The 15401-nt window shown below is 45.1% G+C and carries 17 protein-coding genes; 11 read left to right on the top strand and 6 right to left on the bottom strand.

Features of this window, described 5'->3' with window-relative positions; genetic code table 11:
- Positions 1-60: 60 nt before the first annotated feature.
- Complete coding sequence (locus C5Z26_RS05705) at positions 61-1005, bottom strand: DMT family transporter (protein WP_105449020.1); 945 nt, start codon at positions 1003-1005, stop codon at positions 61-63.
- Between the two features lie 165 nt (positions 1006-1170).
- On the opposite strand from C5Z26_RS05705, the gene C5Z26_RS05700 reads away from it, so the two are divergent.
- Positions 1171-1992, top strand: coding sequence for an HAD family hydrolase (locus C5Z26_RS05700; RefSeq protein WP_105449019.1), 822 nt, complete (start codon positions 1171-1173; stop codon positions 1990-1992).
- 228 nt (positions 1993-2220) lie between these two features.
- Positions 2221-2712 (top strand): hypothetical protein, encoded by a 492-nt coding sequence (locus C5Z26_RS05695; protein WP_105449018.1) that lies wholly within the window; start codon positions 2221-2223, stop codon positions 2710-2712.
- Here the strand turns inward: C5Z26_RS05695 and C5Z26_RS05690 are convergent.
- On the bottom strand, positions 2690-3364 hold the full coding sequence (locus C5Z26_RS05690; RefSeq protein WP_105449017.1) for a histidine phosphatase family protein: 675 nt from the start codon (positions 3362-3364) through the stop codon (positions 2690-2692). The two genes, C5Z26_RS05695 and C5Z26_RS05690, sit on opposite strands and share 23 nt — an antisense overlap.
- Positions 3365-3670: 306 nt before the next feature.
- Here C5Z26_RS05690 and C5Z26_RS05685 point away from each other — a divergent pair, with 306 nt between their 5' ends.
- Both C5Z26_RS05685 and C5Z26_RS05680 read left to right on the top strand, forming a co-directional pair.
- Positions 3671-4291: a WxL domain-containing protein gene (locus tag C5Z26_RS05685; protein ID WP_105449016.1), complete on the top strand. Its 621-nt coding sequence runs from the start codon at positions 3671-3673 to the stop codon at positions 4289-4291.
- 106 nt (positions 4292-4397) lie between these two features.
- Positions 4398-5735, top strand: a complete 1338-nt coding sequence (locus tag C5Z26_RS05680; RefSeq protein ID WP_105449015.1) for a WxL domain-containing protein — start codon at positions 4398-4400, stop codon at positions 5733-5735.
- 71 nt (positions 5736-5806) lie between these two features.
- On the opposite strand, the gene C5Z26_RS05675 is transcribed toward C5Z26_RS05680, so the two are convergent.
- Together C5Z26_RS05675 and C5Z26_RS05670 are read right to left on the bottom strand one after the other, a co-directional pair.
- Positions 5807-6541, bottom strand: a complete 735-nt coding sequence (locus C5Z26_RS05675; RefSeq protein WP_105449014.1) for a glycosyltransferase family 2 protein — start codon at positions 6539-6541, stop codon at positions 5807-5809.
- A 93-nt stretch (positions 6542-6634) separates the two neighbouring features.
- Positions 6635-7342: a GntR family transcriptional regulator gene (locus C5Z26_RS05670; protein WP_105449013.1), complete on the bottom strand. Its 708-nt coding sequence runs from the start codon at positions 7340-7342 to the stop codon at positions 6635-6637.
- A 193-nt stretch (positions 7343-7535) separates the two neighbouring features.
- On the opposite strand from C5Z26_RS05670, the gene C5Z26_RS05665 reads away from it, so the two are divergent.
- From C5Z26_RS05665 to C5Z26_RS05650, 4 genes are all read left to right on the top strand, one after another.
- On the top strand, positions 7536-7850 hold the full coding sequence (locus C5Z26_RS05665; protein ID WP_105449012.1) for a PTS sugar transporter subunit IIB: 315 nt from the start codon (positions 7536-7538) through the stop codon (positions 7848-7850).
- 98 nt (positions 7851-7948) lie between these two features.
- Positions 7949-8299, top strand: coding sequence for a PTS lactose/cellobiose transporter subunit IIA (locus tag C5Z26_RS05660; protein WP_105449011.1), 351 nt, complete (start codon positions 7949-7951; stop codon positions 8297-8299).
- A 100-nt stretch (positions 8300-8399) separates the two neighbouring features.
- A complete protein-coding gene (locus C5Z26_RS05655; RefSeq protein WP_105449010.1) occupies positions 8400-9839 on the top strand; it encodes a 6-phospho-beta-glucosidase in 1440 nt (479 codons plus the stop codon).
- 18 nt (positions 9840-9857) lie between these two features.
- Positions 9858-11303: a 6-phospho-beta-glucosidase gene (locus C5Z26_RS05650; protein ID WP_105449009.1), complete on the top strand. Its 1446-nt coding sequence runs from the start codon at positions 9858-9860 to the stop codon at positions 11301-11303.
- Positions 11304-11383: 80 nt separating this feature from the next.
- Here the strand turns inward: C5Z26_RS05650 and C5Z26_RS05645 are convergent, their stop codons facing one another.
- Together C5Z26_RS05645 and C5Z26_RS05640 are read right to left on the bottom strand one after the other, a co-directional pair.
- Positions 11384-12568, bottom strand: a complete 1185-nt coding sequence (locus C5Z26_RS05645; protein ID WP_105449008.1) for a GNAT family N-acetyltransferase — start codon at positions 12566-12568, stop codon at positions 11384-11386.
- A gap of 12 nt (positions 12569-12580) precedes the next feature.
- The gene (locus C5Z26_RS05640) at positions 12581-13672 is read right to left on the bottom strand and encodes a DUF871 domain-containing protein (protein WP_105449007.1); all 1092 of its coding nucleotides are present in this window, start codon (positions 13670-13672) and stop codon (positions 12581-12583) included.
- Between the two features lie 167 nt (positions 13673-13839).
- On the opposite strand from C5Z26_RS05640, the gene C5Z26_RS05635 reads away from it, so the two are divergent.
- From C5Z26_RS05635 to C5Z26_RS05625, 3 genes are read left to right on the top strand one after another with little or no spacing between them, the layout of a single operon-like run.
- Positions 13840-14061 carry a DUF2829 domain-containing protein gene (locus tag C5Z26_RS05635; RefSeq protein WP_105449006.1) on the top strand — a complete coding sequence of 74 codons (222 nt, stop codon included), beginning with the start codon at positions 13840-13842 and terminating at the stop codon, positions 14059-14061.
- Positions 14061-14807, top strand: a complete 747-nt coding sequence (locus C5Z26_RS05630; RefSeq protein ID WP_105449005.1) for a 3-oxoacyl-ACP reductase — start codon at positions 14061-14063, stop codon at positions 14805-14807. Before C5Z26_RS05635 ends, C5Z26_RS05630 begins: the two co-directional genes overlap by 1 nt.
- Positions 14808-14822: 15 nt before the next feature.
- The gene (locus tag C5Z26_RS05625) at positions 14823-15380 is read left to right on the top strand and encodes an NUDIX hydrolase (protein ID WP_105449004.1); all 558 of its coding nucleotides are present in this window, start codon (positions 14823-14825) and stop codon (positions 15378-15380) included.
- Positions 15381-15401 lie beyond the last annotated feature (21 nt).

The raw sequence follows: 15401 nt of genomic DNA, 5'->3' as shown, positions 1-15401 counted from the left end.
CTTGAAAATTAAGGGCCAGCTTTTTAGACCAACCGAGTTTGCGGTCGCTGAATGGATTGATTAAAGGTCATCTTCACGTTGCCCTTGGTGAAAATTCACTGCGGCGACGTCATTGTGGCGTTGACCAAGTGCCAAGACAAAGACGGTACTGATAATTAAAAGACTACCCAAGATATCTAGCCATTGAAAGCTGACCCCTAGTAAGACGACTGCGATAATCGTGGCAGATAATGGTTCGAAGGCATCCAGTAGGCTAACGACAGTCGGCCGAATATAATTGAGGCTTTGCAAAAAGAAGAGAAAGGCTAACAATGTCCCAAAAATAATAACGAAGCCCAGCTTGCTAATGTTGGCGAGGGTCAATGGAATTTGAATCTGCCAAACAGGTTGAACTAGGTTGAATAAAAGTCCACCTAGTAACATTGACCAAGTATTAACGATCATTGGACTGTATTTAGTGAGTAAGCGGGTCGGCAGTAAGGTGTTGGTTGCCGAAGTGACACCTGAAAGTAACCCCCAACCAAGGGCCGCCACTGAAATAACTAACGTTGCAGGATTGCCATGCGTGACCAGTAAAAATGACCCAATCAGGGCGAGGCCAATGGCGAGACCTTCTGGTCGGGTTGGCAGTTGATGATGGGCTAAGACCAGCCAGATTGCGATAAATACAGGACCCATAAATTGCAAAATCGTGGCCGTTGCGGCATTACTTGCCTCAACTGCGAGAAAATAAGTGAATTGAACGGGCATTAGCCCTAATAGGGTGTAGGCCGCCACTTGCAATAAATCTTGTGGCTGGTGCCAGATTGACCACAAGTCAACTTTAGTTATCAAGCTAATGATGAGCAGACCGATGCCAGCTCCTAGCATCCGAATGCCCGTTAACCAGAGTGAGTTAATATTGGTGGTATCAAATAAAGTTTGGGCAATCGCACCCGAAACACCCCAAAAGGTGGCACTGATACTGGCTAAAAAGAGACCTTTGAGTTCATGATTGGTTTGCATGCGGACGTCCTCCCGGTTAATAAACATTACTATCTATTGTAACTTAGTTTGCTGAGTAGTGGCAGCATCGTTGTTTTGAAAATTTGCCCCCTTTTTGAAAGCGATTTCCATTATTGGTGAGAATAGCGTACAATTGTAAGTGTAAAAATGTAGGAGGGGTAGCGCATGCCAAAATATCTAGTCTTTATGGACATTGATGGCACCTTGTTAACCGATCATCAGTACATTTCTGATCATACCAAGGCCACCATCGAACGATTACAAAAACAGGATGTCATGTTTTATATTGCCACTGGCCGGATGTATGAATTAGCTAAGATTGTCCGTGGAAAGTTGAATCCAGACGTTCGCTTAGTCACGTCAAATGGGGCCGTCTTTGATGGTGCCCAGGGTCGTGAAATTACGAAGTTAGGTGGCGCCGCAGTCGAATTAGCTTATTTAATTGCGCGGCGTGATAATTTACCAATGATGTTATTTACACCCACCATGGCTTATTATACGGAACAGATTCCGCGCTTTGTGGCACGGAATGCGGCTAACTTTGATGCGGATGAAACGTCAATTGGCTATGCTGAAGTTAAGAGCTTCTCACAGTTAGCTGCAATTGAGGACCAAATTACGAATGGCGTTATTTTAAGTCGTGAGGATATGTCACGCTTAGACTCAGCCCGTGAAAAGTTAACCAGTAGCAAATTATTACGGTTATCGTCATCTAATCCGAATAATATTGAAATGATTCCATTGCATACGGATAAAGGAACTGCTGTCAAACAGATTCAACAAGAACAAAATGTTGATGCAGCTCATACCTTTGTTTTTGGTGATGGCTTGAATGATGTTGGCATGATGGCCGCAGCTGATCTCTCGGTTGCGATGGGGAATGCGTTGCCCCAAGTTAAGACAGCGGCTAATTATGAAACCGATACAAATTATAATGATGGTCTAGCGCTCTTCTTAGATCAGTATTTTGAAAAGAAACCACGATAACGCCAGGTGTACCGGGCAGTTATGGTGATTATGGCGAGTTTGAGGTGATTATCTCGAACTCTTTTTTAGTTAAACAACCTAACTTGGTTAACCTTAGTAACTAACTGGATTAGGCCCCAACGAGTAGCTTTGATTATTAAAATTTTGGTATTAGCTGCGATGAATAATTGACTTTTTCGTCAAATTTGGCACACTTAAAGAGGAAATGGGTTTTAGGAAGTGATTTGGTTGAAAATAGAAATTTTACCGGCCACGACGGCGGTGCCCCTAGCAATCCTATCAATGACGGGGTTAGATAATCGAGAATTGAATCCGGCCATCGAAAAACAACTGGCGATGCGCCAAATTCAGCCGGCGCAACCGCAAAATGCGTTAGCGGATTTATTGCAATTGATTGGGCAACGGCATTGCGTGGTCATGCAGGCTTGGGATATGGCAATGTTACCGGCAGTGACGGGGCAATTGGTCACGACTGATTCAGCGGTGCACCTACAAGCTGCAGATGAGCCACCGGTTGCGGTTAATCTGACAACTAAGAGTAGTCAGGTCCTAATTGTTATCGGTGATCCAACAGCTAGCAGTGAAACGGTTCATGCCACTGGTCAAGAATTACAACGAAAACTGAAGGCTTTTTTTGGCATCCAAGCGCGCTTGCAATTTCGAACTAGTTCGGCCACGGTACAGCTTTTAGATACGGTTAAGAGCGCGTCTTCGGCGTAACGTTAATATCGATTAAGTCAAATTGACGATCGGTATAGTCGACACGGGTGACACTGGTATTCTTTAATAACCGGGTTGGCAATTTGTGGGGGCTAAGTTGATAGAGGAAAGCGCTTAAAACTAAGCCGTGTGAGACAATCAAGATATTGCGATCTTGGGTAGCTGTTTGGGATTCAAACAGACTGATACGCCGCAAAGTTCGGTTAATTCGGTCAGTAACGCCAACTAGTGTTTCAGCGGTGCGCGTCTGGTCTAAGGAGTTGAAGACCCATAAAAGGGTTGCAAAGCGTTCTTTACTTAGCATCAATTTCAAGAAGGTCCCAATCCCTAATTGTTTGCGGACCTGTTGAACCACCCAAGTGTTTTTAGTGCCTTCAAGGCCGCCAAAGTTAAATTCTCGTAAACCGACGTCAATCGTCGGTTTTTTTAGTTCAGGATGTAAAGCGGTGATAATCCGAGTCGTCTGTTGGGCGCGACCTAGGTCACTGGTATAAGCCGCATCAAAAGGCACACTAGCCAACATTCGGGCCAATTGTTGTGCTGAACGGACGCCATTTGCGGTTAACTTTGAGTCATAAATGCCCTGTAAACGGTTAGCGGCATTTAAGTTGGTCTGACCATGTCGAACCAGATAAAGATGAATTGTTGCCATTTAAAGGCCTCCTCAGATGAATTAACATACTTTAATTGTACGGCGTGGCCTAGGATAGAACAAGCTTTTTAATCAGACCATGAAAAATAAAAACTTAGCCACGGATCAGGTACATCTAAGGTCAAAATAGGTTGACCATAATTTTAATAATACCGATATTAGTGATTGGACTAGTTAAAATAATCATAAGTTTCCGTGTATGATTATCATAAGAAAAAGGTTTGACAGTGGACCTAAAACTTGCTAGGATATTACTTGGATAAATTGCGCGCAGTAAATAACTATCCACCAGTTAGGAGTAACATTATGAAAAAAGTCACACAACAACTTGCATTGATGAGCACAATTTTGGGTTTGGGTAGTTTGTTAAGTACAATCCCGGCAATGGCGGGTAGCGTCGATAAAACGGCTGCTGAAACAACGGCGGATGTTAATTTAAAACAATCAGCCACCGATAACAGTATCACATTGGATCAAGCCCCAACATATCAGTTTAAGGATTTAGAATTATCGGCTAGTCGACGGGATTACACGGCGACCGCAGTTAATGATCACTTGGTTGTTCGCAATCCAGGGGTTGAAAGTGGTTGGCAAGTCACTGCTAAGATTTCAGATTTTAAACGGCTTAGCAATCGGCAGCCAGACGGTGCCAATCAGTTAGTTGGGGCCCAGTTGACCTTGATGAGTGGGATGGTAGCGCCAACTGAGGATGATAATCCGTCAGTTCGCCCGGTGACAACCAATAACATTGTTTTAAGTGATCAAGACCAAGCCATTATGACTGCGGCCAAAGGGGCGGGGTTAGGAACTTATCAATTGGAACATGTTAACTCACAAATTAAGTTAAGCGTTCCTGGTGGTAATCGCACCGGTGCCTACCAAGCAAAGATTACTTGGACGTTAGGTAATGCGCCAACGGGTGCTTAATGTTAATCGTTGAAACAGCAGGTTGTGGGGCGGTCCAACTGATCGCCCCATATACATAGCAGGTCATTAAGAAAGGATTGAAATAATGCGGGGATGGCAATTGATAATGATAGTGGCACTATGGGGTAGTTTGGGGAGTCCCCGTGTTCAAGCGGAACCGGTGTCGGCTGAAGTGGATGCTAATCAGCCAGTGACACTGGAGCCAGCTGATGCCAGTAGTGCGGTTACTGAGCCGCCAAGTGAGCAGCAGCCCCCAGCGACGGTGGCACCAGTAATTGAGCCGGTAGTCCCCACAGCACCTAAGCCCCCAGCAGTTAGTCAAGTGGATCATAGTCTCACGGTGACAGATGCCCATGGTGCCCCCGTCGATAAAGACACCCAGGTGGCGAGTGGTGACCAAGTCACTTACCAATTTCGACTGATGTATCGACCGGGAACGCCCAGCAATGAGCAACTACACTTTGCCTTTAACCGCCCGAAAAATATGACCTTTAAGTCGGCAACGGTGACGACCGCTACCGGTAAAACAACGGCGGCCCATGCGAGTAGTAGCAAGGTGCGCACGACGATTATGACCCCACTTAATGCCGATAATCCGTGGATTGAAATCACGGTGGTGGCCGCGGCTAGTTGGGTCAAACATTTATCCTCAGTTGAAGGTGGGAGTGCATTTACGACCATTGATACTGCTAGAACGACGTTTGAGCTGCCGAACTATCAGATTTTACCGGTGCCACCCTTAATCCTAAGCTTGGATGAGAGCCAGTTTGACGTTGTTAAAAATGGTAAGGTGCAGCTTAGTGGTCAACTTCATCGTCAAGGCGGATTTAAGAATGAAGACATCACGATTTACATTCAAAAGGGTGACCAAACCTTAGCCCAATTCAAATTGGACCCAGCGGCAGCGCCCGGTGCTTTTACCTATGAGTTGGCGGCGACTGAATTGACAACGGGGACCAATGACCTGGAAATCTATGCGGTTGATGAACATGAGTTACGATCAGATTCGGTATTGTGGACCGTGAATGTCCGCGGTGATTTGAGCTTTAAAGCCGTGCCTGAGCATGCCGCATTTACGGATGTGACCTTAACTGGTCGGTCACAAGTCGTTGGTCGTGCTGATGATTGGCACTTGCAGATTAGTGATGAACGGCCCGCTGGTGCCCACTGGCGCTTAATTGCTGCGGCGACCGCTTTTAAAACGGATCAAGGCCGCGACTTAGCGGGGTGGGTCGTGTATCAAGCAGCGGGTCAAAACCGGGTGATGCTGACAACGACTGGTACTGTGGTCGCCCAAGGCACAACGACGGCAACGAACACGTCATTTGACACGGCGACGACTTGGTCGGATCGAACGGGGGTCTTGATGGAAGTACGGGGCGATGCCCTTCCTGGTAAGTATACTGGGACCATTACGTGGACTTTAGAAGATGCGCCCGGTTAAGTTAAACGATAAAAAATGACTTCAACTACCCTTAAGTGGGCGGTTGAAGCCATTTTTGATTAGCTTGAGTATTATTGGTTATTCCAATCTTCACTCAAAGCTTGCTTACTTTCTTGCTTTAAAATCTTGATCATTTTGCGCCGTGCTGCAAAGAAAGGTAGGCCTAAATGGGCTAGATTGCTCCGGAAGCGCCAACGATAATGATAAGTTTTGGCGGGGAGATATTCGGCTGATTGCACATAATCCGCATAACGGAATGCAAACAGTTGGTCTTCGAGAAAATTGATCTCTTCGTTGAACTTTAAGTGGTGGGTCGTAATAATTGTGCGTAGGAAACATTTATTCCACGAAAAACCACCCACGGTGCCAAAGTTGATATTAGCCACTAGTTCTTTTTTAGCATAGGTCTTGGCCGGACTAGGCACCGCTAAATAGCCAAAATGCCCACAAACGACTAACTGACTTTGGGGTGCAGCTTGATAGGCGGCCAAAAAGGTTGCTAAAAAGTTTGGTTCTACCCAGTCGTCCCCATCGACGAAACACAAGTATTGACCTTGAGCAACGGCCATCCCGGAATTACGTGCGGCAGAAACCCCGCGATTCTGAGCATGGGTAACGACTTTAAAGCGGTCGTCCGTTTCGATCACTGCTTGAATCTGTTGGGCCGTATCATCGGTTGAACAATCATTCACCACAATGACTTCAAAGTCTGTCATTGTCTGATGCCGGAGACTGGTTAAGCAACTATTGATAAATTTATGTTGATTGTACGCTGGTACAACCACTGAAAAAAGGGGTGCAGACACGCTAATTCCTCCATCATAATTTCGTATACTATCTTCTATTATAGCCGTAAATTGTGATGAAAATGTAGTGATTTGCCTTAAATTGTCGATAATTTAAGGATTTGATAAGTTAGTCGTATGAAAATACAAGGCTAAGTCGGGATAAGCGAAGACCGTATGCGAAAAATCCAATAAGCTATTATTTTTATAATAGTTGCAAGAATCTAAGGCTAAGTAGGTATCACCATGCCCTAATTGCATTAATTGGGCCTCTTCTTCGGTTAGGTTAGTGAGTGATAAGTAATCATCACTATTGGCAACGCCAATCCCGTAAGCTTCGTAAATGAAGTCCCAAATCGATTGATTAATAGCTTCAGTTGAGAGATAGGGGACGACTGACCGGAGATAATAAGCTTTTTCCAGGCAATAGAGCTGATTATGCCAATACCTAAGTCGAATGACCCGATAGAGTTCCTGATCAACTGGAATTCCCATCTGTTTGGCCAGTTCCGGATCGCTATGAATCGTATCAAAGGTTAGAATTTTAGAAACTAATTCACGGGGGTGTAAATTACTGCTAGGCATTGCGCGCGCCGAGAGGTTGACCACTGTTTTGTGTTGTAATTGAATAGTTGTAATGAAATAACCGCTACCTTGAACCCGCCGTAATAGCCCTTGTTGGTAAACGAGGTCGATGGCCTTGCGGATGGTATTACGGCTGGCATGATAATGGGCCATTAACTGTGCTTCAGTTGGCAGTTTAACTTCAAATTGCCCGTCTTGAATGGCGTTAACGAGTTTAGTCGCAATATCACGATACATTGGAACCACTTCTTTCAATTTTTAGATTAAGTAATAATTTGTAGGTACCAATTTAATAAATTCCCGTTTTTTAATGATTAGGACTTGTTAAATTTGTACCCATGACTTATAATTCTAATTGTAATGAAAGCGGTTTACTAAAGCAACCGCTGAAGAAAATTAATTTATAAACTATACTAGGAGCGTGTTTATTATGGCTGAAAAAACAATTATGTTGGTATGTGCTGCAGGAATGTCAACGTCACTATTAGTTTCAAAAATGCAAAAGGCTGCTGAAGCTGATGGTATTGACGCAGAAATTTTTGCAACCGCTGCCAGTGATGCGGATGCTAAGTTAAGCGAAAAGAATCCAGATATTTTAATGCTTGGACCACAAGTTCGTTATATGTTAAGTGACTTCCAAAAACGGGTTGATATTCCGGTTGAAGTCATCAACATGCAAGACTACGGCATGATGAATGGCGAAAAAGTATTACGCGAAGCTGAATCATCAATGGCTAAAAAGTAGGTTAAAAGAGTTGAGATACTGCCTAACAACGTGTGTCGGTGGGCAGTATTTTAGTGGCATGCGGATGATGAAAAATAAGTTAAAAAGGATGAGGGTCAATGGCAGAAGAAAAGCAAGCAACACCTGAAACAGAAGCAAGTCTAGAAACAATTATGGGGTTAATTGTGAATGGTGGTAACGCCAAAAGTTCCGCTTTTGAAGCAATTAGAGCCGCTAAAGAGAACGATTTTACAACAGCGGATGCTAAGTTAAAGGAAGCTGATAACTTCTTAACTGAAGCACACAATTCACAAACTTCAATGTTAACTGATGAAGCTAATGGGGAACATACCCACGTTTCATTGTTGTTGGTTCATTCACAAGATCATATTATGAATGCCATTACCTTCCGCGATTTAGCAGGAGAAATTGTTGATTTATATCGGCGGTTAGCTGCTGAAGCAAAATAGGTCATAGTGGGGGACCCAGACGAATGCCTTAAGGGTATTGGTCGGGTCCCTTATTTATCAAAATACGTTAAAAATATAGAAACAAGCTGGAGGATTAGATATGGCAACTGGATATAAAATGCCGAAAGATTTCTTATGGGGTGGTGCTGTGGCGGCCCATCAACTAGAAGGCGCTTGGCAAGTTGATGGTAAGGGCGTTAGTATTGCGGACGTGATGACGGCTGGTCAAAACGGGGTCCCACGGGAAGTTACCGATGGCGTGGAAGCTGGCAAAAGTTATCCGAATCATTGGGGTGATGATTTTTATCACCGGTACCATGAAGATGTGCAATTATTTGAAGAAATGGGCTTTAAATGTTTCCGAACATCGATTGCTTGGACTCGGATTTTTCCTAATGGTGATGAAGCTGAACCCAATGAAGCGGGGCTAAAATTCTATGATGATTTATTTGATGATTTATTAGCACATGGGATTCAGCCCGTGATTACGTTGTCACATTTTGAGATGCCTTATCATCTGGTCAAGGCCTACGGTGGTTTTGGCAATCGGAAGATGATCGACTTCTTCTTACACTTTGCGAAGACGGTCTTCAAACGTTATAAAAATAAGGTTAAGTATTGGATGACCTTTAATGAAATCAATAATCAAACGGCTTGGCAAGATCCCCATCCGTTATTACAAAATTCTGGGCTCCAATTAGGTAAGCATGATAACTGGGAACAAGCGATGTATCAAGCGGCGCATTACGAGCTTGTTGCTAGCGCCTTAGCTGTTCAAGCTGGTCATGCCATTAATCCTGATTTTCAGATTGGGTGCATGATTGCCATGTGTCCAATCTATCCTTTAACCGCCAAACCTGAAGATGTGATGATGGCTGAACGGGCGATGCAAAAACGGTATTGGTTTGGCGATGTGCATTGTCGTGGCGAGTATCCTAAGTGGCTACCAAAGTACTTTGAACGCAAGGGCTTTGATATTGATATTACTGCCGCCGATTTGGCTGCTTTAAAGGCCGGCACTGTCGATTACGTTGGGTTTAGTTATTATATGTCCTTTGTAACGCAGGGCCGCAAAAATGATAGCGATTACGATTTTAAAGAACCCGATGATTTTGTGGAAAATCCTTACGTTGAAAAGTCCGACTGGGGCTGGCAAATTGATCCTACCGGGTTACGATACGCCATGAACTGGATGCAAGACCGGTGGCATTTACCACAATTCATCGTTGAAAATGGTTTTGGCGCTTATGATAAAAAAACAGCTGATGGCAGTGTCCATGATGATTATCGGATTAGTTATTTCCGTGACCATATTAAAGCGATGGAAGCGGCGGTCGCTTTAGATGGGGTTGATTTGATTGGTTATACCCCATGGGGCTGTATCGACTTGGTCTCTGCCAGCACTGGTGAAATGGCCAAACGCTACGGCTTTATCTACGTGGACGCTGACGATAACGGGCAAGGGAGTTTTGATCGTTCGAAGAAGGACTCGTTTGATTGGTATCAAAAGGTGATTGCCAGTGACGGCGAAAGTTTATAGTGAAAGGATGATGGCTTAATGACAACAACTAAAAGTGGCTTACGTTCAGATTTTCTATGGGGTGGTGCCGTTGCGGCCCATCAACTAGAAGGTGGCTGGCAGGCCGGTGGTAAAGGTGTTAGCATGGCGGATGTTATGACCGCTGGTGCGAATGGCGTGCCCCGTGAGATTACTGATGGGGTCTTACCAGGTAAGAACTATCCCAATCATGATGGCATTGATTTTTACGGCCATTATCAAGCAGATATTAAATTATTTGCCGAAATGGGTTTTAAATGTTTCCGGACGTCGATTGCTTGGACCCGGATTTTTCCCAATGGGGATGAAGCCGAACCAAATGAAGCGGGCTTAAAGTTTTATGATGAGATGTTTGAGACTTGTTTGAAGTATGGCATCGAACCAGTGATTACGTTGGCACATTTTGAAATGCCATATCATTTAGTTGAAAAGTATGGCGGTTGGCGTAATCGGAAAGTGATTGATTACTTTGTCCATTATGCGGAAGTTGTCTTCAAACGGTATCGCAATAAGGTTAAGTATTGGATGACTTTTAACGAAATCAATAACCAAACGACTTATACGAACCAATTCTTAATGGCAACTGATTCAGGGTTGGTGTTAAAACCAGATGATCCAAAGGCCGAGGCATTGATGTATCAAGCGGCGCATTATGAAGTCGTCGCCAGTGCCTTAGCAGTTAAGTTGGGGCATCAGATCAATCCCGACTTTAAGATTGGGAATATGATTAACATGACGCCAATCTACCCGTTAACCGCCAAACCAGGCGATATTATGCAAGCTGAAAAGGCCATGCAACGGCGGTATTGGTTTGCAGATGTGCAATCGTGGGGGTACTACCCACGTAACATGGAAGCCTTCTTCAAACGGACGGGGTTCCGGCCAGATATTACCGCTGAAGATCGGGCCGTTTTAGCGGACGGTACCGTGGACTATATTGGATTTAGTTATTACAATTCTAATACGGTTGAAGCGCAAGCTGATAATCCAAGTTACCACTTTGTGGGGACCGAAGCCGTTGACAATCCCTATTTACAGACGAGTGAATGGGATTGGCCAATTGACCCAGTGGGCTTACGATATGCCTTGAACTGGTTACAAGACCGGTATAACAAGCCGATGATGATTGTTGAAAATGGTTTAGGTGCGCGTGACAAGGTGGAAGCCGATGGGGCAATTCATGATCCCTATCGGATTGATTACTTGCGGGCACATATCAATGAAATGATCAAAGCAGTCAATGAAGATGGCGTCGACTTGATTGGTTATACGCCATGGGGCTGTATTGATTTGGTTTCTGCTGGGACCGGTCAAATGTCCAAACGTTATGGCTTTATCTATGTGGATAAAGATGACGAGGGGCAAGGGACACTAGCTCGATCTAAGAAAGATTCCTTCTACTGGTATCAGAAAGTAATTCAAACTAACGGTGCTGATTTGAAATAATTGGCCTAAATTAGCGTAATACAAAAAAGTTGTTTAGCTGAACCGGATTATCCGGTTACCAGGCTAAACAACTTTTTAGGTTAGAAATAATCAATTAGGGCGGGCTTAGTGGTAACCAAACTGGCATCTAAGCGTTTAATCGCCGCCATGTCCCCGGTAACTTGTCCGTGCTGCCAAGCTTGAGTTAAGGTGCGGGTGCCAAAGAGTGCTTGGGTTAGCCGTTGAATAGATAAGCGCACCGCAGCGGCACCGTCAAGCGTTGGTGTCACCCGATTCAAGGTGACGGTTCCAGCGGTGATGCTGAGCGTCCAGATACCTTGGTTTTGGGTTAAGACTGGATCAGTTATCGCCAAGCGAAGTGGCGCTAAGTCGGTTGTTGTAAAGGGATACCGTTTTAAAAAGGCCGGCAAATCGACAATTCTTGCCATCATATAGGGCGTTGTTTGGATTTTTAAGGCTTCAGGTGCGGCTAAGTCGGCCAAATTATTATCATCACTAGGGGCCGTATAACTAAAGGTATCAAATGTTGTCCCATGCTTGGTGATGAAAGCCGCCAACCGCTCAAAGGCGACTGGTGTACTGGTCGTCCATTCCTGAATGGCGAAGTTGGTCGCTTGGCGCTCGTAGATGAGATAACCTTCGATCTGATTGGTGGCATTCCGATAAATCGCAACGGACCAGTCGTGCTTTAAGGTGAGATAATGACACCACCAGGTTGACCGAATCAAGCCACCACGTTGATTAATCGGCTGGGCCGCATAAAAGTCGTTAATGCGTGCAATACCATCGTTGCCATACCGAGTAATTGTCCCTGAAAGATCCGTGGGTTTAAGCCGCGGCAAGTTGGCGGCGGGTAACACTTGTTCGGTATGAGTAAAAGTCTGTTCATAACCAAATTGGCGATAGTAGCCATACGAAAACGGGGCCAGATAGGACAACGGCACTTGTTGCGCGGCCATGTCATGTAACGCCGCCGTTAATAATTTGCCAGCGCCACCACGGCCAGAATACTCGGGGGCACTCATCACATCGCCAATCCCATGCATCGGATAGGTGACACCGTGAAAGTTGACTTGCATTGGCAGACTATATAAGCCGCTCACTAATTGTTGCTGCTCATGGCGACCGTAAATCCAACCATGTTGGTAACGTGCCATGAAGAATTGGCGGCGTTGCGGACTGTCATGATTGTTAAAAGCGTATTGATATAACTGATAAAAGGCTTCGCGGTCCGCATCAGTTGTTAACCGTAAATTTTCAGTCATCGTTTAGCTCCTTTATTTCGCAGCGACTAACTTAAAGTCCATCCATGGGACTAATAAAGCTAGAATTTGGTGATCGGCGGCGACGAGTTTACCGACGACGTTAATGCGCCCAGTATTCTTAAAGTCCCGTAATGCAATTTGCAGTTCACCTTTGTATTGACCATATTGATCGTTATCAATTAAGACGTCACCAACGTGGATATCATCCGTATGCTTGGCTGGGAAAGCATCATCTTTATAGATGACCCGGGTTTGTGATGACCGCAAAACATAGTCGGAACAGTCGCCACGATAAGTTTGCGCTTGATTAAAGAGCACCGCTTTTTCAGCAGTGGACAAGTCGTTGGGCGTTGTGAGGTGTAATAAAGGATATGGGCTGAAGAAGATGTCAGCGGTCGCCTTTAATTCCGCTTCACTGGCGTAAGCATTCCCGATTAAGACATCATCGATTAAGCCGGTCATCTTAAGATGTTGCACTTGGGTCGCAATGGGGAGCCCACGATGTTGTTCTAACGTGCAAAGGCCATCTTGCATCGGCCAAGGACCATAAGTTGCGTCATTAGATGAGACGAAGGCGGCAGTATTAATGCCGTATTGCCGGTATTGCTTTGAAGTAGCGACAAAATAGTCGTAACCTAAGCCGGTGTATTCTTGTGGATAGAAGTTATGTGATCCCAATAGGTTATCTTTTTCAGGATAATAATCCATGATGGTGTCAACGTAATGGGTCCCTTTGGACATGTTGACTTCAATTTTGATGCCATATTCATTGTGAGTCATGCGTGCTTCTTCTTGCCCGGTAAAGCCGAGGTCTAGGCGGACGCCCCAAGCGCCCAACTTGTGGAAGAATGAGAGGTCGTCATAGGAAACACCGAGTTGTTTGAATAACCCAGGATTCACATCGACCATCACCTGTAAGCCAAGCTGGTTGGCATAAGTGATGACTTTTTTAAAGTTAGCGACGACTTCATCTTGGTTACCTTTGATTTCAAGTAGGGACGTGAAAACCCGTTGATAGCCGTATTTTGCTGCTAAATCTAAATAAGCCGCATCTTTTTCAAACGTTGACCGTTCTGGATAGACGGACACACCAAGTTTACTCATTATAATTAATTCCTCCATAATTGGTAGTTGTATTCGCTTTCATTGTAGCATGATTAATTGGTCCATACCAGCAAAAGCCTAAATTTGTTGGTACAAATTTAGGCGCTGTTTTTATCAGGACGATTATGCTACGATTTGAGTATGACTTAATTAATGGAGGATTTATGATGACATTTGAAGCAATTTTACCGGCCTTAAAGGCTGGCAAGCGCGCCGTTCGGACTGGTTGGGAAGGGACCGAACTCTTTGTAGTGCTACAACCGACGTCAACTTTTCAAGGTGATGTGTTGAACCCTTACTTTTTGATTAAAACTGCTGATGAAGCCTATAGTTTATGGTCACCAACGGATTGTGATATTTTGGCTGAAGACTGGCAACTGGTCGCCTAATGCAATTCAGTGAATTTGCTGGGCAGACAGTATTAGTGACGGGGGCGGCCTCTGGGATTGGTCAGGCCCAAACGCAGGCTTTTTTAGCCCAACACGCCCAAGTGATTGCGATTGACCGGCAACCGCAACCAGCTAGTCTCTTGCCGCAGGCGCAACTAAGCTATCAGCGCGCCGATGTTTGTGATGCCACAGCGTTAACGCAAGCAATTAAGGCTGGCAGTGCGGTGCTGGGACAGCCCCAAATTGTGTGTAATACGGCTGGCAAGCTCGATGGCTATCAACCGACTTTGGCGCTTGGCTTAGACCAATGGCAACAGATCTTAGCGACTGACCTAACTAGTCAGTTCATCGTAACGAATGCGGTTTTGCCGGCCATGTTAGCCCAGCAACATGGGGTTTTCGTTAACATGGCCTCAATCGCGGGCTTAGTCGCCGGTGGTGGTGGGGCAGCTTACACGGCGGCCAAACATGCCGTAATTGGTTATACCAAGCAAGTCGACTTAGACTATGCAAGCCAGGGGATTCGGGCTAATTGTCTGGCTCCTGGTGCAATTGACACACCAATGAATGCGGCTGATTTTGCCGGGGCCGGTAAGATGGCGCAATGGGTTGCCCAAGAGACCCCTGCTAAACGCTGGGCGCAACCACAAGAGGTGGCTGATTTAACGTTATTTTTGGCGAGTCGCCATGCTGACTATATTCATGGCACGGTGGTTCCGATTGATGGTGGTTGGTTAGAGAAGTAAGAAGGGAATAACGCAATGGCAGTAATGGATAATGTTGGGCGTCCCGGCCAAGTGCTGCGTAAGCAACAGGTCTATACGGGACCGATTTTTAATTTGTTAAAAGAAACGATTCAAACTCCCGATGGGTTAACCGTTGAACGTGATTTGATTGATCATGGTGATGCCGTGACAATCTTAGCACTGACGGCGGATGACCAAGTCGTATTAGGTTCAGAATATCGGGTGGGTCGCAATGCCGAAACGATTAGTTTACCGGCGGGATTGATCAACCCTGGTGAGGCGCCTTTAACGGCGGCTGTTCGTGAACTGCAAGAAGAAGCGGGCTACGTTGCCCATGACAGTCAAGTGATGACGACGATTAGCTCATCGGAGGGATTCACGAATGAAACGGTGAGCTTGATTTTGACGCATATTGATCCTAGTGAACGTGTTGAACGGCATTTTGATGCGGACGAATACGTGAATACGCAGTTAGTCCCATTGGCTAAAGTGATTGAGTTGTTACGAACTGGTCAATTACATTCAGCGCAAGCGGTTTGTGCATTGACGTGGTATTTGACTTTTATACGCTAAGTTGGTTTTTTTAACGCCTAA

Source organism: Lactobacillus sp. CBA3606, from assembly GCF_002970935.1.
Classification (GTDB): Bacteria; Bacillota; Bacilli; order Lactobacillales; family Lactobacillaceae; genus Lactiplantibacillus.
The sequence above is the reverse complement of the archived record's forward strand: the minus strand, read 5'-3'. Positions and strand labels throughout refer to the sequence as shown.

Coding starts and splice junctions, on each gene's coding strand:
- C5Z26_RS05705 (WP_105449020.1), bottom strand. CDS start 1,005: ATGCAAACCAATCATGAACTCAAAGGTCTCTTTTTAGCCAGTATCAGT.
- C5Z26_RS05700 (WP_105449019.1), top strand. CDS start 1,171: ATGCCAAAATATCTAGTCTTTATGGACATTGATGGCACCTTGTTAACC.
- C5Z26_RS05690 (WP_105449017.1), bottom strand. CDS start 3,364: ATGGCAACAATTCATCTTTATCTGGTTCGACATGGTCAGACCAACTTA.
- C5Z26_RS05685 (WP_105449016.1), top strand. CDS start 3,671: ATGAAAAAAGTCACACAACAACTTGCATTGATGAGCACAATTTTGGGT.
- C5Z26_RS05680 (WP_105449015.1), top strand. CDS start 4,398: ATGATAGTGGCACTATGGGGTAGTTTGGGGAGTCCCCGTGTTCAAGCG.
- C5Z26_RS05670 (WP_105449013.1), bottom strand. CDS start 7,342: ATGTATCGTGATATTGCGACTAAACTCGTTAACGCCATTCAAGACGGG.
- C5Z26_RS05665 (WP_105449012.1), top strand. CDS start 7,536: ATGGCTGAAAAAACAATTATGTTGGTATGTGCTGCAGGAATGTCAACG.
- C5Z26_RS05660 (WP_105449011.1), top strand. CDS start 7,949: ATGGCAGAAGAAAAGCAAGCAACACCTGAAACAGAAGCAAGTCTAGAA.
- C5Z26_RS05655 (WP_105449010.1), top strand. CDS start 8,400: ATGGCAACTGGATATAAAATGCCGAAAGATTTCTTATGGGGTGGTGCT.
- C5Z26_RS05650 (WP_105449009.1), top strand. CDS start 9,858: ATGACAACAACTAAAAGTGGCTTACGTTCAGATTTTCTATGGGGTGGT.
- C5Z26_RS05645 (WP_105449008.1), bottom strand. CDS start 12,568: ATGACTGAAAATTTACGGTTAACAACTGATGCGGACCGCGAAGCCTTT.
- C5Z26_RS05640 (WP_105449007.1), bottom strand. CDS start 13,672: ATGAGTAAACTTGGTGTGTCCGTCTATCCAGAACGGTCAACGTTTGAA.
- C5Z26_RS05635 (WP_105449006.1), top strand. CDS start 13,840: ATGACATTTGAAGCAATTTTACCGGCCTTAAAGGCTGGCAAGCGCGCC.
- C5Z26_RS05630 (WP_105449005.1), top strand. CDS start 14,061: ATGCAATTCAGTGAATTTGCTGGGCAGACAGTATTAGTGACGGGGGCG.
- C5Z26_RS05625 (WP_105449004.1), top strand. CDS start 14,823: ATGGCAGTAATGGATAATGTTGGGCGTCCCGGCCAAGTGCTGCGTAAG.